At 69.5% G+C, this 23437-nt stretch carries 20 protein-coding genes, 1 tRNA gene and 1 riboswitch; of the genes, 6 read left to right on the top strand and 15 right to left on the bottom strand.

The window, feature by feature from the left end:
- Positions 1 to 13 precede the first annotated feature (13 nt).
- The 3 genes from OG746_RS01805 (at position 14) to OG746_RS01815 (ending at position 3528) form a co-directional block, all read left to right on the top strand.
- Entirely contained in the window at positions 14 to 1036 is a 1023-nt protein-coding gene (locus OG746_RS01805) for an SGNH/GDSL hydrolase family protein (protein WP_266711004.1), read from the top strand.
- A gap of 209 nt (positions 1037 to 1245) precedes the next feature.
- On the top strand, positions 1246 to 2466 hold the full coding sequence (locus tag OG746_RS01810; protein ID WP_266711005.1) for an acetyl-CoA C-acetyltransferase: 1221 nt from the start codon (positions 1246 to 1248) through the stop codon (positions 2464 to 2466).
- 243 nt (positions 2467 to 2709) lie between these two features.
- On the top strand, positions 2710 to 3528 hold the full coding sequence (locus OG746_RS01815; protein ID WP_266718654.1) for a hypothetical protein: 819 nt from the start codon (positions 2710 to 2712) through the stop codon (positions 3526 to 3528).
- A 65-nt stretch (positions 3529 to 3593) separates the two neighbouring features.
- Here OG746_RS01815 and OG746_RS01820 read toward each other — a convergent pair whose 3' ends face one another.
- Positions 3594 to 3905 (bottom strand): hypothetical protein, encoded by a 312-nt coding sequence (locus OG746_RS01820; protein WP_266711006.1) that lies wholly within the window; start codon positions 3903 to 3905, stop codon positions 3594 to 3596.
- Between the two features lie 87 nt (positions 3906 to 3992).
- Here OG746_RS01820 and OG746_RS01825 point away from each other — a divergent pair, with 87 nt between their 5' ends.
- Entirely contained in the window at positions 3993 to 4223 is a 231-nt protein-coding gene (locus OG746_RS01825; RefSeq protein ID WP_266711007.1) for a DUF4287 domain-containing protein, read from the top strand.
- A 95-nt stretch (positions 4224 to 4318) separates the two neighbouring features.
- On the opposite strand, the gene OG746_RS01830 is transcribed toward OG746_RS01825, so the two are convergent.
- From OG746_RS01830 to OG746_RS01840, 3 genes are all read right to left on the bottom strand, one after another.
- A complete protein-coding gene (locus OG746_RS01830) occupies positions 4319 to 5224 on the bottom strand; it encodes a Bax inhibitor-1/YccA family protein (protein WP_266711008.1) in 906 nt (301 codons plus the stop codon).
- A 147-nt stretch (positions 5225 to 5371) separates the two neighbouring features.
- The gene (locus OG746_RS01835; protein WP_266711009.1) at positions 5372 to 6547 is read right to left on the bottom strand and encodes a 4-hydroxybenzoate 3-monooxygenase; all 1176 of its coding nucleotides are present in this window, start codon (positions 6545 to 6547) and stop codon (positions 5372 to 5374) included.
- 244 nt (positions 6548 to 6791) lie between these two features.
- Positions 6792 to 6874 (bottom strand) — tRNA-Leu (locus OG746_RS01840).
- A 383-nt stretch (positions 6875 to 7257) separates the two neighbouring features.
- Between OG746_RS01840 and OG746_RS01845 the strand changes: the two genes are divergently transcribed.
- Complete coding sequence (locus OG746_RS01845) at positions 7258 to 8031, top strand: ABC transporter ATP-binding protein (RefSeq protein WP_266711010.1); 774 nt, start codon at positions 7258 to 7260, stop codon at positions 8029 to 8031.
- A gap of 58 nt (positions 8032 to 8089) precedes the next feature.
- Positions 8090 to 10621 (top strand): ABC transporter permease, encoded by a 2532-nt coding sequence (locus tag OG746_RS01850; RefSeq protein ID WP_266711011.1) that lies wholly within the window; start codon positions 8090 to 8092, stop codon positions 10619 to 10621.
- A gap of 70 nt (positions 10622 to 10691) precedes the next feature.
- Here the strand turns inward: OG746_RS01850 and OG746_RS01855 are convergent, their stop codons facing one another.
- From OG746_RS01855 to OG746_RS01905, 11 genes are all read right to left on the bottom strand, one after another.
- Complete coding sequence (locus tag OG746_RS01855; protein WP_266711012.1) at positions 10692 to 12011, bottom strand: class I SAM-dependent methyltransferase; 1320 nt, start codon at positions 12009 to 12011, stop codon at positions 10692 to 10694.
- 210 nt (positions 12012 to 12221) lie between these two features.
- Positions 12222 to 13634: an NAD(P)/FAD-dependent oxidoreductase gene (locus OG746_RS01860; protein ID WP_266711013.1), complete on the bottom strand. Its 1413-nt coding sequence runs from the start codon at positions 13632 to 13634 to the stop codon at positions 12222 to 12224.
- A gap of 470 nt (positions 13635 to 14104) precedes the next feature.
- Positions 14105 to 15049, bottom strand: coding sequence for a Ppx/GppA phosphatase family protein (locus OG746_RS01865; protein WP_266711014.1), 945 nt, complete (start codon positions 15047 to 15049; stop codon positions 14105 to 14107).
- Positions 15050 to 15219: 170 nt separating this feature from the next.
- Complete coding sequence (locus OG746_RS01870; RefSeq protein WP_266711015.1) at positions 15220 to 15744, bottom strand: DUF501 domain-containing protein; 525 nt, start codon at positions 15742 to 15744, stop codon at positions 15220 to 15222.
- A 45-nt stretch (positions 15745 to 15789) separates the two neighbouring features.
- Positions 15790 to 16281: an FtsB family cell division protein gene (locus OG746_RS01875; protein ID WP_266711016.1), complete on the bottom strand. Its 492-nt coding sequence runs from the start codon at positions 16279 to 16281 to the stop codon at positions 15790 to 15792.
- Between the two features lie 94 nt (positions 16282 to 16375).
- Positions 16376 to 17656, bottom strand: coding sequence for a phosphopyruvate hydratase (eno, locus tag OG746_RS01880; RefSeq protein ID WP_266711017.1), 1281 nt, complete (start codon positions 17654 to 17656; stop codon positions 16376 to 16378).
- Between the two features lie 344 nt (positions 17657 to 18000).
- Positions 18001 to 18744 carry a LysM peptidoglycan-binding domain-containing protein gene (locus tag OG746_RS01885; RefSeq protein ID WP_266711018.1) on the bottom strand — a complete coding sequence of 248 codons (744 nt, stop codon included), beginning with the start codon at positions 18742 to 18744 and terminating at the stop codon, positions 18001 to 18003.
- A gap of 4 nt (positions 18745 to 18748) precedes the next feature.
- A riboswitch (cyclic di-AMP (ydaO/yuaA leader) is annotated at positions 18749 to 18906 on the bottom strand.
- A 180-nt stretch (positions 18907 to 19086) separates the two neighbouring features.
- Positions 19087 to 20142, bottom strand: coding sequence for a transglycosylase family protein (locus OG746_RS01890; protein ID WP_266711019.1), 1056 nt, complete (start codon positions 20140 to 20142; stop codon positions 19087 to 19089).
- A 143-nt stretch (positions 20143 to 20285) separates the two neighbouring features.
- Positions 20286 to 21581, bottom strand: coding sequence for a cytochrome P450 family protein (locus tag OG746_RS01895; RefSeq protein WP_266711020.1), 1296 nt, complete (start codon positions 21579 to 21581; stop codon positions 20286 to 20288).
- Positions 21582 to 21600: 19 nt separating this feature from the next.
- Positions 21601 to 22611: a nucleoside triphosphate pyrophosphohydrolase gene (locus OG746_RS01900; protein WP_266711021.1), complete on the bottom strand. Its 1011-nt coding sequence runs from the start codon at positions 22609 to 22611 to the stop codon at positions 21601 to 21603.
- A 46-nt stretch (positions 22612 to 22657) separates the two neighbouring features.
- Complete coding sequence (locus OG746_RS01905; protein ID WP_266711022.1) at positions 22658 to 23329, bottom strand: SurA N-terminal domain-containing protein; 672 nt, start codon at positions 23327 to 23329, stop codon at positions 22658 to 22660.
- Between the last annotated feature and the right edge of the window lie 108 nt (positions 23330 to 23437).

Here is a 23437-nt window from a genome sequence, read left to right on the forward strand (position 1 = left end):
GTGGCCGCGGAACATGTCGAGCAGGGCGAGGGTGGCACGGCGGATCGCAGCGGGCGCAGCGTACGGCGGCGGCGGGATCGGGCTGCTGGGTGCGGCCACGGTCGGAGTCGTGCTCGCCGAGGTACATATCGCGCGCCGTCAGGTCGGCAACCACGGTCCCGAGCCGGTGCACGTGCCGGCCGCGGACGGTGTGTACGGGCGGCGGATGTACGGCCCTCGCGACGGCGAACCGTTGCGCTTCCTCATGCTGGGGGACTCGACGGCCGCGGGGCAGGGTGTGCACCGGGCGGGGCAGACGCCGGGTGCGCTGCTCGCGTCCGGGCTCGCGGCGGTGGCGGAGCGGACGGTGGAGCTGCGCAATGTGGCGCTGCCGGGCGCGCGCTCCGACGACCTGGACCGCCAGGTGCCGCTCGGGCTCGCCGACCCCGACTGGCAGCCCGACGTCTGCGTGATCATGATCGGCGCGAACGACGTCACGCACCGCATCCCGGCGACGAAGTCCGTACGACATCTGTCGGCGGCCGTACGCCGCCTGCGGACGGCCGGCGCCGAAGTGGTGGTCGGCACGTGCCCCGACCTGGGGTCGGTGGAACCGGTCCAGCAGCCGCTGCGCTGGCTGGCCCGCCGCGCCTCGCGCCAGCTCGCGGCGGCGCAGACCATCGGCGCGGTGGAGCAGGGGGGCCGCACGGTGTCGCTGGGCGACCTGCTGGGGCCCGAGTTCTCGGCGAACCCCCGCGAAATGTTCGGCCCGGACAACTACCACCCCTCCATGGAGGGGTACGCGACCGCGGCGATGGCGGTGCTCCCCACGCTCTGCGCCGCGCTGGGCCTCTGGCCGGAGGAGGAGCGCCCGGACGCCTCCCGCTCCGAGGGCTTCCTCCCGGTCGCCCGCGCGGCGGCGCAGGCCGCCCAGGAGGGCGGTACGGAGGTCGCGGCGGCCATGCCGACCGGTCCCCGGGGACCGTGGGCGTTGCTGAAGCGGCGCCGTAGGAGGCGGGTCCCGGCGGAGGAGCCGGTATCGCAATCGAGCGCTTGACCGTCCTCCGCTCCCGGGGCTCCGCCCCGGACCCCGCGCCTCAAACGCCGGCGGGGCTGAATTTGCTCAGCCCCGCCGCAGGGGCTTGAAGGGCTGAGCAAGCGCTTAGTAAAGTGCGGCAGGGGTCACACCCCAGTACCGGTGACCCGAGCGGTACGTACGGGTAACTTCCCTCACGGTCAGCCGTATCGAACTCTTGGAGCCGCGTGATGCCCGAAGCAGTGATCGTCTCAGCCGCCCGTTCCCCCATCGGCCGCGCCTTCAAGGGGTCGCTCAAGGACCTCCGCCCGGACGACCTGACCGCCACGATCATCCAGGCCGCCCTCGCCAAGGTCCCCGAGCTCGACCCCCGCGAGATCGACGACCTGATGCTCGGCTGCGGCCTCCCCGGCGGCGAGCAGGGCAACAACCTCGGCCGCATCGTCTCCGTACAGATGGGCATGGACCACCTCCCGGGCTGCACCGTCACCCGGTACTGCTCCAGCTCGCTCCAGACGACCCGCATGGCGCTGCACGCCATCAAGGCCGGCGAGGGCGACGTCTTCATCTCGGCCGGCGTCGAGATGGTGTCCCGCTTCGCGAAGGGGAACTCGGACTCGCTCCCCGACACCCGCAACCCGCTCTTCGCCGACGCCGAGGCCCGCACCGCCGAGGTCGCCACGCAGGAGAACACCAGCTGGCACGACCCGCGCGAGGACGGCCTGGTCCCGGACGCGTACATCGCGATGGGCCAGACCGCCGAGAACCTGGCCCGCGTGAAGGGCATCACCCGCGCCGAGATGGACGCCTTCGGCGTGCGCTCGCAGAACCGCGCCGAGGAAGCCATCAAGAACGGCTTCTGGGAGCGCGAGATCACCCCGGTGACGACCCCCGACGGCACGGTCGTCTCCAAGGACGACGGCCCGCGCGCCGGCGTCACGCTCGAAGGCGTCTCGGGCCTCAAGCCCGTCTTCCGCCCCGACGGCCTGGTCACGGCCGCCAACTGCTGCCCGCTGAACGACGGCGCCGCCGCCCTCGTGATCATGTCGGACACCAAGGCGCGCGAGCTGGGCCTGACCCCGCTCGCCCGCGTCGTCTCCACCGGCGTCTCGGGCCTGTCCCCCGAGATCATGGGCCTCGGCCCGGTCGAGGCCAGCAAGCAGGCCCTGAAGCGGGCCAACCTGACCATCGACGACATCGACCTGGCCGAGATCAACGAGGCGTTCGCCGCGCAGGTCATCCCGTCCGCCCGCGAGCTCGGCATCGACGAGGACAAGCTGAACGTGAACGGTGGCGCCATCGCCGTCGGCCACCCCTTCGGCATGACCGGCGCCCGGATCACCGGCACGCTGATCAACTCGCTCCAGTTCCACGACAAGCAGTTCGGCCTGGAGACCATGTGCGTCGGCGGCGGCCAGGGCATGGCGATGGTCATCGAGCGCCTGAGCTGACCCGGGCCGGACCGAGGCGGTCTACCCGTTCGTGATCCAATCTCCCCCAGGATGTGACGTGCATCTCGGGGGAGATTGATTTTCGCAGGTCAACCCCGTTCCCACCCCATACCGGTGCTAAACACCCGCCAAAAGACCTGTCCGTTTCGTGACGTAATGCACTGACAGCTGGTTCGTCCAGGCTTCAAGCTGATGTAGGAAGTCGGGGGTCGACTTGAAACCGGGAGTACGTCAGTGAGCGCCATGCCTGCCGCCATAAGTGTCCTCGTGCTCGCCACGGCCGCTGCCACGGCCGTCGGTGTCGCCACCCTGCAGCACGTCAGGGGTCTGCGCCGACAGGTCTCTGAGCTGCGCGACGAGCTGAGCAGGGATCGCGCCGTCCAGGCGCTTCCCGGCATCCCCGCCGCCCGCACCACGCCGGACGCCGAGGCGATACGCAACGCCGTCGCCGACGCCCTCGCCGAGGAGCGGGAGCGGGAGCTGGCGGAGGCCCGGGCGTTCTGGGCCGCCCAGGAGGCGCGGGACAGCTCGGAGCTGCCGCCGTTCCTGGCCGGCGGCGCGCTCGGCGACGACATGTTCCTGCCGCGTCAGGCGGACCTCGTGGGCCTTGAGCCCTTCGGGGAGCCGTCGCTCGAGCCGGAGGACGAGTTCGCCGGCACGGCCGCGCTCGACGAGATCGTCGAGGAGTCGCCCGAGCTGGCCGCCGCGCGCCGTCGGCACCCCTCGCACCCGGACTTCGTGCCGGTCCAGTCGCCGGTCGTGGGCGACCACGAGCGCACGGTGCAGTGCCTCGAGGAGCTGGCGCAGACGCGTACCGCCCTCGCCGACGTCCGTCCGGGTCCGCTCGGCACGCTCGACGTGTACGTGTTCACCGACGGCACGACGCTCTGCATGACGCCCGGACACCGGGAGACGGCGGAGCAGTTGGCGTCCGCCCTGCGCGAGGGCGAGACCCCGGTCCTCCTCGGCGGCTCGGGCGTCTCCGGCGCGTACGCCCTGACCTTCGAGTGCGCCCGCTCCAACGTCTACATACTGGCCGACCGCGTCATAGCTTCGGCCTGAGCAACTTCAGCCCCGCCGGCGATTGAGGCGCGGGGTCCGGGGCGGAGCCCCGAGGCCGTAACGGGTCAGACACCGGCCCGCTTCATCGCCACCTCGACCAATTCCACCGCCTCCGCGAGGCCCTCCGCCTCCCGGAGGGAAACCGCCAAGTCCCGCCCCGCGACCGTCACTTGGTCGGCCGCGGCGAACATCCCCGCATCGGGCATCTCCCGCACGGGCACGTCGGGCGCATCCAACTTCTGGGCCCGCTCCGAAAGCTCCCTGGCCAGCGCCAGCGCCTCCGCGGCAGCGTTCCGCTGCAGTCTGCTCTGCGGCGCGGCCCGGAGCCGATCGGCGAACTGATCCACTGCTGCGGTCAAAGGCGTCGTATCAAGCACGCGGCGACTGTAGCTGTTTACAAGGCCCCGGCGCTCAGGCACGGTGGCGTGAAGGACCGGCCACATCGAAGCGTTCCGGAGGCGCCGATGTCCCAAGTCTTCTCCGAGGAGACCCACCGCAATCTGCTGGCTCGCATCCCCCACTGCACCGGTCGCGAACTCCGCGACTGGATGCGCACCGTCGAAGAAGGTCCCTGCTTTCTTCGCTTCGAAGAGAAGGTCAGTTGGCTGCGCGGCGAGCACGATCTCGCGTACGGCCACGCGAAAGCGATCATCCACGAGTACGACCTGAGGCGCGCCGCTCGGCGATTCCGGTAGCGCCCCGCTCCCCTTCACAACCCTCACCTCACAGCAAAGGGGCCCGCACACCCAAGGTGTGCGGGCCCCTGACACTCGACCGTCAGGCGTTACGCCTAGTCGCTGCCCTGCAGGATCGCGATGAGTCGCAGGAACTCCATGTAGATCCAGACCAGCGTCATGGTGAGGCCGAACGCGGCGAGCCACGCCTCTTCCTTCGGGGCGCCGTACGCGATGCCGTCCTCGACCTGCTTGAAGTCGAGGGCCAGGAAGCAGGCACCGAGAAGAATGCCGACGATGCCGAACAGGATGCCGAGCCAGCCGCTGCGGAAGCCGAGGCCGTTACCGCCGCCGAAGACGGCGAACAGCAGGTTGATGCCCATCAGCAGCACGAAGCCGAGGGCCGCCGCCATCACGAAGCCGTAGAAGCGACGGTTGACGCGGATCCAGCCCGCCTTGTACGCGACGAGGACCGCCGTGAAGACGGCCATCGTGCCGAGCACGGCCTGCATGGCCGCACCGCTCGCGATGTAGTTGTCGACGATGCTCGAGAGCACGCCGAGGAAGACACCCTCAAGGGCCGCGTACGCCAGGATCAGCGGCGGGGACGCCTTGCGCTTGAAGGCCTGGACGAAGCCCAGGACCATCGCGACGAGGCCCGCGCCGATCGCGATGCCGTACGACTTGCCGATGTTGGCCTCGTCGATCGGCAGCAGCACCCAGGAGAGCGCCGCGGTGACGATCAGCAGGCCGAGCGTCGTGGCCGTCCGCGTGATGACGTCGTCGATCGTCATGCGGCCGGTGGTGGCGGGCGCCTGCGGAGCCCCGTACTGGACGTCCTGCTGTGCGTAGGGGTTCTGCGCGTACGGGTTGCCGGCGGGGGCCTGGGCGTAGGGGTTCCCCTGCGCCGTGCCGACAGCGGGGCCCCCGGCCTGCGGCTGCTGCGCGTTCGCATTGAACTGCGCGTAGCCGTTGTCGCGGCTGAACCCCCGTCGCGAGAAGACCGGGTTGCTGCTCCTCATCTCACTCCTCCATGGCCACCCTGTATGGCCTTGCCATCAAGAGTAATGGTCTGGCAAAGATCCGACCCTAGTGCTCAGGGAGGATCTTTCCCATCCTGTTACGAGGAACGTCCCGCGCACCCTCTGTGTTCCGCCTTCCGGCCCTCGTCAGACGGGGAAACCGGTGTACGCCTCGGCAAGATCCGTCTCGGCCGCCCTCGACGTGGTCACCCGGTCCAGCTGGGCCAGCTGGATCTTGTCGTCGAAGGCCGTGGCGTCGGGGGCGCGGTGCAGCATGGTCGTCATCGCGTACGAGAACCGCTCCGCCTGCCAGACACGGCGCAGGCAGGTCTCGGAGTACGTGTCGAGCGCTTCCGCGTCGCCCTTCTCCACGTACGTGGTGAGGGCGCGGGCGAAGGTGATGACGTCGCCGACGGCGAGGTTGAGGCCCTTGGCGCCGGTCGGCGGGACGATGTGGGCCGCGTCCCCGGCGAGGAAGAGGCGGCCGTGCCGCATCGGCTCGTGGACGTACGACCGCATGGGGGTGACGGACTTCGACGTGATGGGGCCGCGGGCGAGGCGCCAGGTCGGGTCGTCGACCTCCAGGCGGCGGTCGAGTTCGGCCCAGATGTCGTCGTCGGACCAGGACTCGGCGTCGGTGTCCGCCGGAACCTGGAGGTACGCGCGCGTGACGTGCGGTGAGCGCATGGACATGAGGGCGAAGCCGCGGTCGGAGCGGTTGTAGATCAGCTCGTCGTGGGAGGGCGCCACATCGGCGAGGATGCCGAGCCAGGCGTACGGGTAGGTGCGCTCGTACGTCCGCGAGAGCTCCTCGGGGACCGCCTTGCGGGCCACGCCCCAGAAGCCGTCGCAGCCCACTACGTAGTCGCAGTCGAGGGTCTGCTCGCGGCCCTCGTGGCGGAAGCGGACGCGGGGGCCGTCGGTGTCGGCGCCCTCCACCGCCAGCGCCTCCGCCTCGAACAACAGGGGGCCACCGTCGGCCAGTTGGGCCGCGATGAGGTCCTTGCAGACCTCGGTCTGCGCGTACACCATGACCTGCTTGCCGCCGGTCAGGGCGGGGAAGTCGACGCGGTGGCGGCGCCGGTCGAAGCGCAGCTCGATGCCGTCGTGCGGCAGGCCCTCGCGGTCCATGCGCGCGCCGACACCGGCCTCGCGCAGCACGTCGACGGTGCCCTGCTCCAGGATCCCGGCGCGCTGACGCTGCTCCACGTAGGCGCGATCGCGGCTCTCCAGGACGACCGATTCGATGCCGGCGTTGTGCAGGAGCCTGGCCAGGAGCAGCCCGGCCGGGCCCGCTCCGATGATGCCGACGGTGGTGCGCATACGGGATCCCTCTCGCGTCATTGCGGTTGTTCGCCTGTGGTGCCTTTGTAGCGTCGTGTTCGCCTGGTGAACTTTCGTTCATCAAGTTCTGAGCGGATCCTCGCCCCGCGCGGGGCGGGTGTCAATGGTTTCGAGGGTCCCTGGGTCGACCGGACCACGCGGGAGCTGGGAGAGGGCACACCAACACCCCTGAGAGCAACGGAGGTTGGGGGCCGCGACGCGCAGCGGAGAGGAAGTTCGGAGGTGCCCGGAACCGGACTTGAACCGGTACGCCCGCTAAGGGCAGCGAGGTTTAAGCTCGCCGTGTCTGCATTCCACCATCCGGGCAGACTGTGGGGCTCCGCATCGACGTTCCGAGCCTATCCGGCGGCGTCCCCCGATCAGCGGAAGTGCATCCCCACGTTGTCTTATTTTATTGACGTCTGAGGGTGCATCAGCACACGCCGGGGCCTTCAACACCTGCCGGGAGCCCTGCGGCCTTCGGGGACGGCTTCCCGGGGATTGACGGAATTTCACCGCCTCGGTTCCGCGCACCCGGGTCCGGCACCTCTCAGGGGCCGGGGTCATCCCCAGGTATGACTCGGGCTCCCCCGATCCCTCCGAAGTCGCCCTCCGGAACGAGAGCTGCGACTGACCTCCCCCGCCCGATCCGCCGGGAGGATGGAAAGCGTCCCCGTAAGCAGCACGCCGACCGACAGGAGCACCCTCCCGTGACCACCACCCCGCTCGCGGGCCGCCCCACCACCACGGCCGCCGCCCGCGCCACGGATCTGTCGAAGATCTACGGACAGGGCGAGACCAAGGTGGTCGCGCTCGACCAGGTCTCCGTCGAGTTCCGGCAGGCCGAGTTCACCGCGATCATGGGCCCGTCCGGTTCCGGCAAGTCGACGCTGATGCACTGCGTCGCCGGCCTCGACTCGTTCTCCTCCGGGTCCGTCCGGATCGGCGAGACCGAGCTGGGGTCCCTGAAGGACAAGCAGCTCACCAAGCTCCGCCGCGACAAGATCGGCTTCATCTTCCAGGCGTTCAACCTGCTGCCGACGCTGACCGCCCTGGAGAACATCACGCTTCCCATGGACATAGCGGGCCGCAAGGCCGACAAGCAGTGGCTGGAGAACGTGATCCAGATGGTGGGGCTCTCCGGGCGCCTCGGGCACCGGCCCGCGCAGCTCTCCGGCGGGCAGCAGCAGCGGGTGGCGGTGGCCCGCGCGCTCGCCTCCAAGCCCGAGATCATCTTCGGTGACGAGCCCACGGGAAACCTGGACTCGCGGTCCGGGGCCGAGGTCCTGGGCTTCCTGCGCAACTCCGTGCGGGAGCTGGGGCAGACCGTGGTCATGGTCACGCACGACCCCGTCGCGGCGGCGTACGCGGACCGGGTGATCTTCCTGGCCGACGGCCGCATCGTCGACGAGCTCCGGGACCCCTCGGCGGACTCGGTCCTTGACCGGATGAAGCGGTTCGACGCCAAGGGCCGGACGAGCTGACCGGCCGTACGACCCAAGCGCCCCGCTGGAAGCCACCGACCCAGGACTGAGTAGACCCATGTTCCGAACCGCCCTGCGCAACGTCTTCGCGCACAAGGCCCGGCTGCTGATGACCGTGCTCGCCGTCATGCTCGGCGTCGCCTTCGTCAGCGGCACCCTCGTCTTCACCAACACCATCTCCGGCGCCATGGAGAAGTCCTCGGCCAAGGGCTACAGCCACGTCGACGTGGCCGTCACCGCCCAGTACGGCGAGGACAAGGGCAACACCGTCGGCAAGGAGGCCAAGCTCACCGACGCCACCCTGAAGGCGGCGCGGGACACCCAGGGCGCAGGCTCCGCGTACGGCGTCCTCAGCGGTTACGCCGCCGTCGCCGACCAGGACGGCAAGCTCGTCGGCAACGGCTTCTCCACCAAGGGCGGCAACTACTGGGGCAAGGACGACTCCCGGTACCCGCTGAAGAAGGGCACCGCCCCGCACGGCGCCGACCAGGTCGTCCTCGACGCGAAGACCGCGCAGCGCGCCGGCTACAAGGTCGGTGACCAGGTGCGGATGTCCGTCGACGGCCCCGTCCTGACCCCGACCCTCACCGGCATCTTCAGCACCGACGACGGCAACGTCTCGGCGGGCGGCTCGCTCGCCCTCTTCGACACCCCGACCGCGCAGCAGCTCTTCCACAAGCCGGGCGGGTACGACGAGATCGACGTGACGGCCGCGGCCGGGACGAGCCAGCAGCAGCTGAAGTCCGCGCTGGACAAGGCGCTGCCCACCGGTCAGACCGAGACCACCACCGCGCAGCAGCTCGCCGACGACCAGGCGAAGTCCATCTCCAACCAGATGAGCTCCATGAAGACGATGCTGCTCGTCTTCGCGGGCATCTCGCTCTTCGTCGGCATCTTCATCATCGCCAACACCTTCACGATGCTGGTCGCCCAGCGCACCAAGGAGCTCGCGCTGATGCGGGCCGTCGGCGCCTCCCGGCGTCAGGTCACCCGCTCCGTGCTCCTGGAGGCGTTCGTGGTGGGCGCGGTCGCCGCCGTGACCGGTCTCGGCGTCGGCATCGGCATCGCCGCGGGCATGCGGGAGCTCATGGGCACGACGGGCGCGATCATCCCGGACGGGCCGCTCGTCGTCTCCGTCGGCACCGTCGTCGCCGCGCTGGTCGTCGGCATCCTGATCACGATGCTGGCCGCCTGGGTGCCGGGCCGCCGCGCCGCGAAGATCCCGCCGGTCGCCGCGATGAACGCGGTGCACGCCGCGCCCACCGCCAAGTCCCTGGTGCTGCGCAACACGCTGGGCGCCCTGGTCTCCGCGGCCGGTGTCGCCGCCGTGCTCTACGCGACGACCCTCAGCGGCGACAGCGGCCAGGCCCCGATGGGGCTCGGCGCCGGGCTCCTGGTCATCGGCGTCTTCATCCTCACGCCGCTGCTCTCCCGCCCGCTGATCGCGCTCGCGGCCCCGGTCCTGCGCGCCTTCGGCATCTCCGGCAAGCTGGCCCGCCTCAACTCGGTGCGCAACCCGCGCCGCACCGCCGCCACCGCGTCGGCGCTGATGATCGGCCTGACCCTGATCACGGGTCTCACGGTGATCGCGGGCAGCGTGCAGTCGGCGATCAACAAGATGGCGGCGGACTCCCTGAAGGCGGACTACACCGTCTCCATGGCGAACGGGAACCAGCTCTCCCCCGACGTCGTAGGGACCCTCGACAAGACGCCCGGTGTCACGGCCGTCAGCGGCCTGACCAACTCGCCCGCCCGCATCGGCGGCGACACCGAGTTCCTGACCGGCGTCAACGGAAAGACGATCACACAGCTCGCCGAACTCCCGCTGGACAGCGGAAAGTTCACGGTCGGCGGCAGCCAGGTCGTCGTCGACAACAAGACCGCGAAGGACCACGACTGGACCACCGGATCGACCTTCACCACGCACTACGAGGACGGCAAGCGGCAGAAGCTGACCGTCGCGGGCGTCTACGAGGCCAACGAGATGATGCGCGGCATCATGGTCGACACTCCGACCCTCGCCCCGCACCTCGCCAAGGACGCCGGTGACATGCAGGTCATGGTGAAGACGTCCGGCGGCGCCTCCGACGCCACGCAGGACAAGCTCACGAAGGCGCTCGGCGAGAACCCGGCGATCAAGATCCAGGACAAGCAGGACGTCTCCAACGAGATCGCCCAGGTCTTCACGCTGATGCTGAACATGCTCTACGGCCTGCTCGCCATGGCGGTCATCGTCGCCGTGCTCGGCGTCATCAACACCCTGGCGATGTCGGTCTTCGAGCGCCAGCAGGAGATCGGGATGCTCCGCGCGATCGGCATCGACCGCAAGGGCATCAAGCGGATGGTCCGCCTGGAGTCCCTGGTGATCTCCCTGTTCGGCGGCGTGCTCGGCATCGGGCTCGGTGTGTTCTTCGGCTGGGCGGCCGGGCAGCTCATCGGCAACTCCATGTCGACGTACGAACTGATCCTGCCCTGGGGCCGGATGGGGATCTTCCTCGCGCTCGCCGCGGTCGTCGGCATCCTGGCGGCCCTGTGGCCGGCCCGCCGCGCGGCCCGTCTGAACATGCTCGACGCCATCAAGTCCGAGTAGCTGTACAGGAGTGACGAAACTGGGGCGCATCCGCGACTGCGGATGCGCCCCAATTCGCTTACGGGACCGGCTAGCTGACGATGTTCCAGGTGCGGGCCCGCAGCGGCGTCCCCGACGCCCCGCTCTCCGGCGTCTTCACCGCGAGGATCTGGTTGACCCCGATGTGGTTGCGCTCGAAACTGAGCGCGGACGCGGCCATGTAGAGCCGCCAGACCCGGGCCCTGCCGGGGCTGACCAGCTTCAGGGCCTCGGACCAGCGCGCCTCCAGGTTCCTGACCCACTGGCGCAGCGTGAGCGCGTAGTGCTCGCGGATCGCCTCGACGTCCCGCACCTCGAATCCGGCCCGCTCGAGCTGCCCGGTGGTGGAGCCCACCGGCGCGAGCTCGCCGTCCGGGAAGACGTACGCGTCGATGAACTCGTCGACCTCGTACTCCGACTCGTCCCGCTGCGGCCGCCGCGCGATCTGGTGGTTGAGCAGCCGCCCGCCGGACTTGAGGAGGGCGTACAGATCGGACGCGTACTCCAGGTACCGCTCGGAGCCCACGTGCTCGGCCATACCGATGGACGAGATCGCGTCGTACGGGCCGTCACGCACGTCGCGGTAGTCCTGGACGCGGATCTCGACGCGGTCGGTCAGACCCTCGTCGGCGACCCGCTTCCTGGCGTACGCGGCCTGCTCCTGGGAGAGCGTCACACCGACGACGCTCACACCGTGCTCACGCGCGGCGTGGATCGCCATGGAACCCCAGCCGCAGCCCACGTCGAGCAGCCGCATGCCGGGCTTCAGCGCGAGCTTGCGGGAGATCAGCTCCAGCTTGTCGCGCTGGGCCGATTCGAGACCGGCCTCGGGCGACTCCCAGTAGGCGCACGAGTAGACCATCGACGGGCCGAGGACCAGCTCGTAGAAGTCGTTGCCCACGTCGTAGTGGTGGCTGATGGCCTGCTTGTCGCTGCCCTTGGTGTGCAGGTGGAGACGGCCACCCCTGCGCATCTCCTCGGGCGGCGGGGCGGGCGGCAGCGGGGCGCCCGCGAGCTTCACCAGCTCCTTGGCCGCGGCGCGCACCTTGGGGTCCTTGAGGGCCTGTGCGAGGCTCTTGGACTCCCCGTCGCCCTCGTCGGGGTCCCGCTCCCAGATGAGGCCTGACATCCGGTCGAGGACCGCGTAGAGGTCGCCCTCCACGTCCAGTTCACCGGCCACCCAGGCCCTGGCAAGACCCAGCTCTCCCGGTTTCCAGAGCAGTCGGCGCAGCGCGCGACGGTTCCGGACGATGAGCACGGGGGCGTCCGGAGGACCTGCCTCCGAGCCGTCCCAGGCGCGCAGGCGCACCGGGAGTTCGACGCCGAACAACTGCTCGGCGACATTCTTCAGCCGCTGTGCGGCGTTCTGCATGGCGGACACCTCCGTGACGAGACGAATTCTCGGAAATCCCGGAACGGTTCAACACCACGTAAACACCGACAGGCCACCTGCGCAGTCCCGATATCGAGTCACGGAACGGCAAAATACCTGTACCCACCACGTACATCGGGAGGGGAACGCCGAAGGGGCCGCCCGCACCACGGATGGCGAGCGACCCCTTCGGGATGAACTATCTGCAGGTCAGGAGGCCTTGGCCTTCTCTTCGACCTTGTCGTCCTTCTTCTCCTCGGCCTTCGGCGCCTCGGCCGCGGGCTTCGGAGCCGGCTTGGCGGCCTCGTAGAACTCCTCGCGCGGAGTCTCCAGGGCGCCGAGCGCGGTGATGTCGCGCTTCTGGAACATGTTGATCGTCCACTCGGCGATCACACGGATCTTGCGGTTGTACGTCGGCATGGCGAGCCCGTGGTAGCCACGGTGCATGTACCAGGCGAGACGACCCTTGAGCTTGATCTTCATCTTGCCCATGACGATCATCGCGACGCCCTTGTGGAGGCCGAGACCGGCCACCGCACCCTTGTTGGCGTGCTTGTAGTCGCCCTGCGGGAAGCCCCGCATGCCCGACACCACGTTGTCGCCGAGGACCTTGGCCTGGCGCATCGCGTGCTGGGCGTTCGGCGGGCACCAGGCGTTCGGGTTGCCGTTCGCGCGACCGACCAGGTCCGGAACCTGGGCGTTGTCGCCCGCGGCCCAGATGTAGTCGCTGCCGGCGACCTGGAGGGTGGCCTGCGTGTCCACGTGACCACGCGGGCCGAGCGGGAGACCGAAGCGGGAGAGGGCCGGGTTCGGCTTGACGCCGGCGGTCCACACGATCGTGTTGGAGTCGACCTCGAGGCCGTTGCTGAGGACGACGTGGCCGTCGACGCAGGAAGGCATCGTGGTGGAGAGGTAGACCTCGATCCCGCGGGACTCCAGGTGCTTGCGGCCGTAGACGCCGAGCTCCGGGCCCACCTCGGGCAGCACCTTGTCGGCGGCGTCGACGAGCACGAAGCGCATGTCCTCGCGCTTCACGTTCTTGTAGAACTTGGCCGCGTCGCGCGCCAGGTCCTCGACCTCACCGATGGTCTCGGCGCCCGCGAAGCCACCGCCGACGAAGACGAAGGTGAGCGCCTTGCGGCGGATCTCCTCGTCCGTCGTCGACTCGGCCTTGTCGAGCTGCTCGAGTACGTGGTTGCGCAGGCCGACGGCCTCCTCGACACCCTTCATACCGATACCGGCCTCGGCGAGGCCCGGCGTCGGGAAGGTGCGGGAGACCGCGCCGAGCGCGATCACCAGGTAGTCGAAGGGAACCTCGTACGCCTCGCCGACGATCGGCGCGACGGAGGCGACCTTGCGGTCCTGGTCGATGGAGGTGACGCGGCCGGTGAGAATCTCGGCGCCCGGCACAGCGCGTCGCATGGGGACGACGACGTTGCGCGGCGAGATGCTGCCGGCGGCGGTCTCGGGGAGGAAGGGCTGGTACGTCATGTACGAGCGCGGGTCCACGACCGTGACGGTCGCTTCGCCGTAGCGCATCTTCTTGAGAATGCGCCGCGCCGCGTACAGGCCTACGTACCCACCCCCGACAATGAGGATCCTGGGACGCTCCGTGGTGCTCATGCCATCGAGTATCCACCCGACTGGCGGGGGTCGCTCGTGCGCCCCTTCACAAGCTTGTAGGGGGGCTCTGCTACACTGCGCCGCCCACGTGACCCATGTCATGACATCCAGGGGGAACCACCGCACCGCCCCAGACGTTGCTCACCCCTCTTGAGCAGCCATAGTGAGCATTTGGCGGTACTGGACCACTTCGGTCCGCAATCGACTCGCAACACTGCGGCAACCTCACGCGCGACCCTCGACGAGGTCGCCTCACGCCCTCGAACGGGCCCTCGGCCGCGTAACAGCCACCAAGTGGGCCGATTTCCTTGTGAAGAAGTTCACGAACTTTCCCGACAGCGTGTCGCGGCGGGGTGTCGGAAGCGCCCCGCAGGGCGCTCAGACGCTGTGCGGGGCGCTCAGGAGAGACGATTTCGGGGCGGTTCGGGGGCCGGCCCGGGGCTGTCCCAGGCCTGATTCCGGAGCCCGTGTCAGGCGATGGACCAGGCGATCCCGTCGAGGATGTCGTGCTCGCTGACGACCACCTCGCGTGCCCCGATCCACTCCATGATCAGGCGCAGTACGAGCGCGCCCGAGGCGATGACGTCGACCCGGCCGGGGTGGATGACCGGCTTCAGCGCGCGCTGGTCGTGCGAGGACGTCAGCAGCCAGTCGGTGAGCTCGGCGACCTTGTCGAAGGAGATCCGGGAGTGGTGGATCGCCGTCGAGTCGTACTCGGTCAGGCCGAGGGCGAGCGCGGCCACCGTGGTGACCGAGCCGGCCAGGCCGACCAGAGTGCGGGCCGCGGTCAGCGGCACCGTCTGGTTGACCAGGTCCAGGGCCTCGCCGATGTCCTGGCGGATCGCCTCGATCTGCGCCGGGGTCGGCGGGTCGGAGACCGTGCCGTCCTCGGCCACGAGGTGGCGCTCCGTCATCCGTACGCAGCCGATGTCCACGGAACGGGCGGCGCGCACGGTGTCGTCGCCGACGACGAACTCGGTGGAGCCGCCGCCGATGTCCACGACCAGGTAGGGCTTGTCCAGGTCCGCCCGGCCCGTGAGTTCCTTCGTCGCACCCGTGAAGGAGAACGTCGCCTCCTGGTCACCGGTGATGACCTCGGGCTCGACGCCCAGGATGTCGAGGACACCGCTCACGAAGTCCGCGCGGTTCTCGGCGTCGCGGGAGGCGGAGGTGGCCACGAAGCGGAGCTTCTCGGCGCCGTGTTCCTTGATGACCTCGGCGTACTCGCGGCATGCGGCGAAGGTGCGCTCCAGGGCCTCCGGGGCGAGGCGGCCCGTCTTGTCGACGCCCTGGCCGAGCCGGACGATCGTCATCCGACGGTCCAGGTCGACGAGTTCACCGGTTTCCGGGTTGGCGTCCGCGACGAGGAGTCGGATCGAGTTCGTGCCGCAGTCGATGGCGGCGACCCTGGTCATGGCGGGTGGGCTCCTTAGGTCGTCGTGTGGTTGCGGTGAGCCGCTGGGGGCTCCGCCCCCAGACCCCCGCGCCTCAAACGCCGGCGGGGCTGGATTTTCCAGCCCCTCCGGCGATTGAGGAGGCCCGTCCGGCAAGACTTTCGGGAAGGGGTGGGGTGGGGAAAAGGGGGTCAGTCCGTGGACTCGGACGTGACGCAGGCGCCCTTGCGCCACCACTCCGGGAGCATGGCGATCGCCTCGTCGCCGAGCGGGTTCACACCGGGCCCCGCGGCCAGCGAGTGACCGACCAGGACGTGCAGACACTTCACACGGTCCGGCATCCCACCGGCACTCGGGAAGTTCTCCAGGACCTCGATGGCGTCACGCCGGGCGATGTAGTCCTCGTGCGCCGCACGGTACTGACGAGCCAGCTCAGGGTCCGTCTTGAGCCGCTCCGTCATCTCCTTCATCACCCCGTTGGCCTCGAGCGTCCCGATCGCCGACGCCGCACGCGGACACGTGAGGTAGTACGTCGTCGGGAACGGGGTCCCGTCCTCCAGACGCGGGGCCGTCTCGACCACATCCGGGTTGCCACAGGGGCAGCGGTGCGCGATGGCGCGCAGGCCGCGCGGCGGGCGCCCCAGCTGCTCCTTGAACGCCTGGATGTCGGCGTCCGTGGGCGCGGTGGGCTCGGTCTGCGGCGGGGGCGTTTCCATCGCTCGGGTGTTCCTTCAGTGATTGTCAGTTGTCGGCGGTGAACGTCAATTGTCCGCCTGGTCGGCCTTGTCGACGCCGTCCCAGACGTTGGAGTACCAGGGGCGGTCCTCCGCGCCCTGCTCGGCGCGCTCGGCGGCGGCGGTGCGCTCGTTCGGCACCACGTAGCCGGTCTCGCCCGGCATCACCATGTGCAGGCGCTCGCGGATGCGCTGCTCGGCGAACGCGTCGTCCTGCCAGCGGGCCTTCTGGTCGCGCAGCTTGTCGACCCGCTCCTTGGCCTCCTGCTGCTGGCGCTGCAGGTCCTCGATCTCGCCGCGCTGCGACACGTACTGCCTTATCGGGTACGCGAGCGCGACCACGAGGGTGCACAGGACGAGGGCGAGCAGGGCCGCGCGGCCGGTGAGCCGGGAGCGGCGGGCCTGCCGCTTGCTCTGCGAGCGGTAGACGCGCTCGGCGGTCTGCTCACCCAGGACGCGCAGGCGGGTGGCCGTCGAGAAGCGATCTCTGGAGTCCCTGTCCCGTACCTTTCCGGGCATCGCCTGCTCCCGCCTCCCCGCTCACGTACGTACGTCCCCGCACACGGTACGGGACCGAGTGCGGGGACGTACGTAACTGCTACCTCAGTGAGGCTCAGCCCTTGAAGCGCGGGAAGGCCGAACGGCCGGCGTAGACCGCCGCGTCGTCCAGGATCTCCTCGATGCGCAGGAGCTGGTTGTACTTGGCGACGCGCTCGGAGCGGGCCGGGGCGCCGGTCTTGATCTGGCCGCAGTTGGTGGCGACGGCGAGGTCGGCGATGGTGACGTCCTCGGTCTCGCCGGAGCGGTGCGACATCATGCACTTGAAGCCGTTGCGCTGCGCGAGCTCGACGGCGTCCAGGGTCTCGGTCAGCGAACCGATCTGGTTCACCTTCACGAGCAGGGCGTTCGCCGAGTTCTCCTCGATGCCGCGGGCCAGGCGCTCCGGGTTGGTGACGAAGAGGTCGTCGCCGACGAGCTGGACCTTGTCGCCCAGCTTCTCGGTGATGACGTTCCAGCCGGCCCAGTCGTCCTCGTACAGCGGGTCCTCGATGGAGACGAGCGGGTACGCGGAGACGAGCTCCTCGTAGTACTCCGTCATCTCGGCGGCGGAGCGCTCCTTGCCCTCGAACTGGTACTTGCCGTCCTTGTAGAACTCGGAGGCGGCGACGTCCAGCGCGAGCGCGATCTGCTGGCCGGGAACATAACCGGCCTCCTTGATCGCCTCAAGGATGAGGTCCAGGGCGGCACGGTTGGAGTCGAGGTTCGGCGCGAAGCCGCCCTCGTCGCCGAGGCCGGTGGCCAGGCCCTTGCTCTTCAGGACCTTCTTCAGCGTGTGGTAGACCTCGGCACCCCAGCGAAGGGCCTCGGAGAAGGACTCCGCGCCGATCGGGGCGATCATGAACTCCTGGATGTCGACGTTGGAGTCGGCGTGCGACCCACCGTTCAGGATGTTCATCATCGGGACGGGCAGCAGGTGCGCGTTCGGACCACCGAGGTAGCGGAACAGCGGCAGGTCGGAGGCCTCGGAAGCGGCGTGCGCGACGGCGAGGGAGACGCCGAGGATGGCGTTGGCGCCGAGCGAGCCCTTGTTGTCGGTCGCGTCCAGGTCGAACATCGCCTGGTCGATCAGGCGCTGCTCGGTGGCGTCGTAGCCGACCAGCTCCGGGCCGATCTGCTCGATGACGGCCAGGACGGCCTTCTCGACACCCTTGCCGAGGTAACGGTTGGGGTCACCGTCACGGAGTTCGATGGCCTCGAAGGCACCGGTGGAGGCACCCGACGGGACGGCGGCACGGCCGGTGCTCCCGTCGTCGAGGCCGACCTCGACCTCGACCGTGGGGTTGCCTCGGGAGTCCAGGATTTCCCGGGCTACGACGACGTCGATGGACGGCACGAGCATCTCCTTCTTGGATGTGACGCAGGCTATGCGGGCGGCTGCTTGGTACGTGGTCCCGCACCCCTGAGCGTAACCGGCTCGCGGGCATCGGCCATCCGAACGCCCGCCTCGTGGACAACGCCGATAGCGAAATGTTCCTTAACTGAACAAAAACAGCGACCTCCGTCCCGGCTGTGCCGGGACGGAGGTCGCCGAAGTGAGCGACCCGTGGGGACGGGGTGCGGCGGGGCTCGGCGTCCGCCGATGCCGAGCCCGTACCTGACGGCCTGGGAGGGCCTGGGGTGGTCCTGTGCGGACCGGTGGTCCTGTGCGGACCGGTGGTCCTGTGCGGACCGGACGTCTTAGCTGAGGTGCAGCTGCTGACCCGGGTAGATCAGGTTGGCGTCCTTGACGATGTCCTTGTTCTTCTGGAACAGCTGCTGCCAGGTCGTGTCGTGCGCCTCGGCGATCTTGCTGAGGGTGTCACCGGACTTGACCTTGTACTCGCCGTCACCCTTCTCGACCTTGTTGCCGGTCGGGGTGGTGACGGTGTCCTGCTTCGGAGCCGCCTGCTGCTTGGGGGCCTCCTGCTTCGGGGCCTCCTGCTTCGGCTGCTCGCGCTGCTCGGAGCGGTCGGCACGCTGCTGCGTGTCCTGCTGCTGCGTGCTCTGGGTGTCCTGCTTCTGGGTGTCCTGCTGCTGCGAGGACGAGTCGTCGGCGCCACCCTCGTTCGGGGTGGAGGACAGGCCGGAGCCGCAGTTCGGCCAGGCACCGTTGCCCTGGGAGGCGAGGACCTTCTCGCCGACGGCTATCTGCTGGGCCTTGGAGGCCTGGTCGGCGGAGGAGGCGTACTGGTCGCCGCCGTAGGCGGACCAGGTGGAGGACGAGAACTGGAGGCCGCCGTAGAAACCGTTGCCGGTGTTCGTGGACCAGTTGCCACCGGACTCGCACTGCGCGACCTGGTCCCACTCGGACGTGGTCGCGGCGGAGGCGGACGTCGCACCCATCAGCGGCACGGCGACGGCGGCAGCGGCGACACCGCCGAGCGTGGCGACGCGGACGGCCTTGGACGGGCGGCGGTGCTTGTTCTTGCCGGAAAACAGCATGGAGATTTCTCCTCACCGACGCCTGCGAGGTGAGCTGTCGGGTTCGGGCCAGTGAGTGCCCGGCAGACGCATCCTTGTGCGCTGCTTAACCCCAAGCCCGTCCGGTCTCCCGGAAGGGCACTTACCTGGGTCCCCCGCTCCTGCCTACGGCGCATACGCGTCGACTGTTCCCGTACGGACGTTGGCAGGATTCGGCGTGACGTCCATCGGGGCCCGCTGAAGCGAGCGGTCACGAACGTAAGCGGTCGATCCGTCCGATTTCAAAGTCGATCAGGGGCTTTGAGACCCATGTCTCACTTGATCAATATCGGACAAAGCCCCTTCAACCGCACCGAACTCCCGCTACTTTTTGTCCGATCCGTCCCCAAGATCCAGGCTCTGACCAGGAAGGATGAGGTCTGGGTCGGTACCGACCGTCTCCTTGTTCCGCTCGTAGAGCGCATCCCATCCGCCGTGCACGTCCTGGGCCTTCGCGATGTCCCAGAGGTTGTCGCCGGCGTGCACCTTGTACGTGTCGCCGTCGCGCTTGTCGTCGCGCGAGGCGTGACGCCCCTCTCCCGTACGGGAGTCGGAGCCGCCCTCGTCGGCGCGATCGCCGCGGTGGCGGCCCGACGTGGCGTCGCCCTGCGTCTCGCCGGAGGGCGAGGCGGACGGCGTGGCCGTCTCGGAGGCGGCGTCGTCAGAAGGCGCGTGGGACTTGTCACTTGAAGAGGTCGAGGACTCCTCGGCCTTGTTACCGGAGGTATCGCCCGACTCGTCCGCCGAGGCCTTGTCCGACGCGTCGGAGCCCTCCGCCTCGTCGTGACCCTTGTCTCCCGAATCCGCCGATTCGGTCGAGTCGCCCGGATCGCTCGATTCACTCGAATCCGTCGCGTCCGTGGAGCCCGCCTTGTCGGCGTCCTCGTCGGCGCTCTTGTCGCCACCCTCGTCCGACTTACTGTCGGCATCGGTGTCGGACGAAGCGGAGGACTCGGACGGCTGCGGCGACGCGGACACGCCCGGGTCGACGTCCGCCGAGTCGTCGTCCTTGGTGAGGTCGGCGGTGAGCGAGCACATCGGCCAGGCGCTCACGCCCTTGTCGTCAAGAACCTTCTCGGCGACGGATATCTGCTGCGAGCGGCTGGCCTGGTCGGCACGCGGGGCGTAGTCGAGCCCCCCGTACTCCTCCCATCTCTCCTGCGTGAACTGGAGTCCGCCGTAGTAGCCGTTACCGGCGTCCAGGCTCCACTGCCCACCGCTCTCGCACTCGGCGAGCTTGTCCCACGCCTGCGTGGTCGCGGCGCTCGCGCCGCTCGCGGCGAACAGCGGGATCGCGATGGCGCTGCCGGCGACCCCGGCGGCGACGACGAGAGCAGGGGCCTGACGGGGGCGACGGTGACGACCGTTCCCGGAGAGCATGCGTTTGCCTTTCGCGAGACTGATGCTGCTACGCGCGACGGGTAGTGCAAGTGGTGCGAGTTGTGCATGTGTCGCGATGATCCGTGAACGTAGCGGCACTCGAACGCCTGTCACAAGTCGATGCAGCGTAGATCACGTGAAAGTCACAGTGTTGACGGTCCGTCAGTTGACCCGTCGGTTCCGGTGGGGATCTGACGCGGGGTGAACTCCACCGGGAGCGTGCGCAGTCCGCGCATGATGAGGCCGCCGCGCCACAGCAAATCGGTAGGTTCCACCGCAAGTCGCAGGTCCGGGAGGCGGGTCAGGAGGGTGGCGAGGGCGGTCTGTCCCTCCAGGCGGGCGAGCGGGGCGCCGAGGCAGTAGTGGATGCCGTGTCCGTAGCCGAGGTGCTGGTTGTCGCGGCGGGAGAGGTCGAGGGTGTCGGGTTCTGTGAAGCGCGCCGGGTCGCGGTCGGCGGCGGCGAGCACGACGAGGACCGGGTCGCCCACGCCGATCTCCTGGCCGCCGATGGTCAGCGGCTCCCTGGCAAAGCGCCACGTGGCCATCTCCACCGGGCCGTCGAAGCGCAGCAGTTCCTCGATCCCGGTCGCCAACAGCCCCGTCTCCCCCGCCGCGATCGACCTCTGCAGGCGCTCACGCTGGTCGGGGTGTGTGAGCAGGGCGTACGTGCCATTGCCGATCAGGTTGACCGTAGTTTCAAAACCGGCGAAGAGCAGCACGAAACACATGGCCGCCACCTCGTTCTCCGTGAGGTGTTCGCCGTGGTCGGAGGCGCGGATCAGCTCGGAGATCAGGTCGTCGGTGAGGTCACCGCGCTTGCGGTGGATCAGCTCCACCAGGTACGCGCGGATCCGCTTCACCGCGCGTCCCACCCCGCCGCGCGGTCCCCCGCCGTGGCGGATCATCATGCCTGCCCACTCGCGGAAGTCGTCCTGGTCCTCGCGGGGGACGCCGAGCAGGTCGCAGATGGCGTAGATGGGGAGGGGGAAGGCGAAGTCGTGGATGAGGTCGGCTTCGCCCTTGGCCGCGAAGGCGTCGATGAGGTCGTCCGTCAACTGCTGGACGCGCGGCGCGAATTCGGCGACGCGGCGTGGGGTGAACGCCTTCGAGACGAGGCGGCGCAGGCGGGTGTGGTCCGGCGGGTCGATGTTGAGGAGATGGGTCGTCAGCTCGGCCTGGCGTTCGCCGGGGATGCCCGTCTTGCCCTTGGCGGGGCTCCGCTCGTCGTGGTGGTCCGCGTTCTTGCTGAGCCGTTGGTCGGCGAGCGCCTGGCGGGCGTCCGCGTACCGGGTGACCAGCCAGGCCTCGACGCCGCTCGGCAGCGTGGTGCGGTGCACGGGGGCGTGCTCGCGCAGCCAGGCGTAGGCGGGGTACGGGTTGCTGGCGAACTCCCAGCTGAAGAGTTCGGGGGCGCTGGAGGGGGTGGGGCTCTCGGTCACCACCCGACCGTAGCCGCCCCTACTGGTCGGTGAGCCCCTCGGTGGTCCGCACCGCGTCACGGTAGGCGCGGGCGGCGGCTCTGAGCGCCGCCTCCGGGTCCACGCCCTCCGCCTCGGCGTGCAGGGCGAGGGCCAGGAGTTCGTAGCCGACGCCCTCGCCTGTGGGGACCGGGACGTCCAGGCCCGCCGTGCGCACCCGCGAGCCGAGCTTGGCGGCGAGGGCGAGGCCCGGCTGGCCCACCGGGACGCCGTCCGTGACCGAGGCGCGGCGCTTCTCCTCCGCCTTGGTGCGCAGCCAGTGCTCCTTGACCTCTTCGGGGGTCGTGGCGGTGTCGTCACCGAAGACGTGCGGATGGCGGTGGATGAGCTTGTCGACGATGCCGCCCGCCACGTCGTCCACCGAGAACGGCTCGTCGGCGTCCTCCTCGGCGATGCGCGCGTGGAAGACGACCTGGAGGAGTACGTCGCCGAGCTCCTCGCGCAGTTCCTCCCGGTCGTCCGTCTCGATGGCCTCGACCAGCTCGTACGCCTCCTCGATCGCGTACTTGGCGAGGTCCTCGTGGGTGCGCTGCTTCGACCAGGGGCATTCGCGGCGGATGCGGTCCATGACCTGCACGAGGTCGAGGAGGCGGGCGCCCGGCAGGTCGTAGGAGCCGGGGAGCAGTTCGAGGTTCGGCATCTGTTCGCGGCCCGAGCCCGCGAGGCGCGCCAGGCCGTCCGTGAGCTGCCGGTCGCCCTCGGCGGTGGCGAGGACGACGAGCGCCCGCCCGCCGTCGGCGCAGCGGTCGACGAGCTCGCGGGCGGTGGGCGAGGCGATCGTCACCTGGACGCCCGCGTCCTTCACGTACGGCAGCTGCGGGTGCGCGGAGTCGGCGCACAGCACCTCGTCGGCGGTGCGCAGCGCCTGCCACGCCTGCCAGGAGAGGAGCCCGGGGGCGACCCGGTGGCTCGTGGTGAGCAGGACGACGCGGCCGGCGATGTCGCCTGCGTCGGCGGGGGTGTCGTGGTCGTGCGCCTCGGGTTCGTTCACCCCTCGAACGTAACGCAGGCCACTGACAACCCCGCCTCCCCCGGCCCTACGTCGTCTGCTGCTGGGCCGGGGCTTCCTTGGTGATCTGCTTCAGCCACGGCGTCTTCGCGTCGACCCGGCTGTTCTTGGTGACGTCCCATGTGCCGTAGCGGGGGTTGAGGTCGACGTTCAGCTCCTTGGAGGCGCTGGAGAGCGCCTTCCAGAAGACGGCCTTGCCCTGGGGGGTCTGCATGTCCGCGCCGAGCGCGGTCGACAGCTTCTGCGCCTCGATCTCGGTGCGCAGGCTCTCGGTGAGCCGGTTCGGCGGGATGTTGTACTGCTGGAGCCAGGCGACCTCCAACGCCTTCGCGCCGCCCGCCTGTTGCTCCAGGCCCGACCGCATGCTCTGCATCTCCTTGCGGGTGACGGAGATGCCCGCGTCGGTGGCGGCGCGGTGCAGGACGCGGTCGAGGACCATCGTGTGCAGCGTGTTGCGGGTGAGGCCGCCGGTCTTGGCGATGGCCTGTTCGTACTGCGCGGAGTCCTTGGTGGCGGTCTGCTGCGCGTCCCGCACCTCGTTCACCCGGCTCTCCAGCTGCGAGACGGTGATCCGCTGGCCGCCGACGACGGCCGCGGCACCGGGGTGCGCTTCGCTGCCACAGGCGGTCAGGGCGGGTACTGCGGCGATGGCGGCGGCGGACAGGACGAGCGCGGTCCGGCGGCTGTTGCGGCGGTGCAAGGTGGGCCTCCCTGCGAAGAGTTTGTGGGCATCCCGCCGCGCGAAGCGCGTCCACCAGGGGTGGTGGTCGGGTGACGGGCGGGCGCACAAAGTCCGGCGTTGATCGAT

It is taken from the genome of Streptomyces sp. NBC_01016, from assembly GCF_026341035.1.
Classification (GTDB): Bacteria; Actinomycetota; Actinomycetes; order Streptomycetales; family Streptomycetaceae; genus Streptomyces.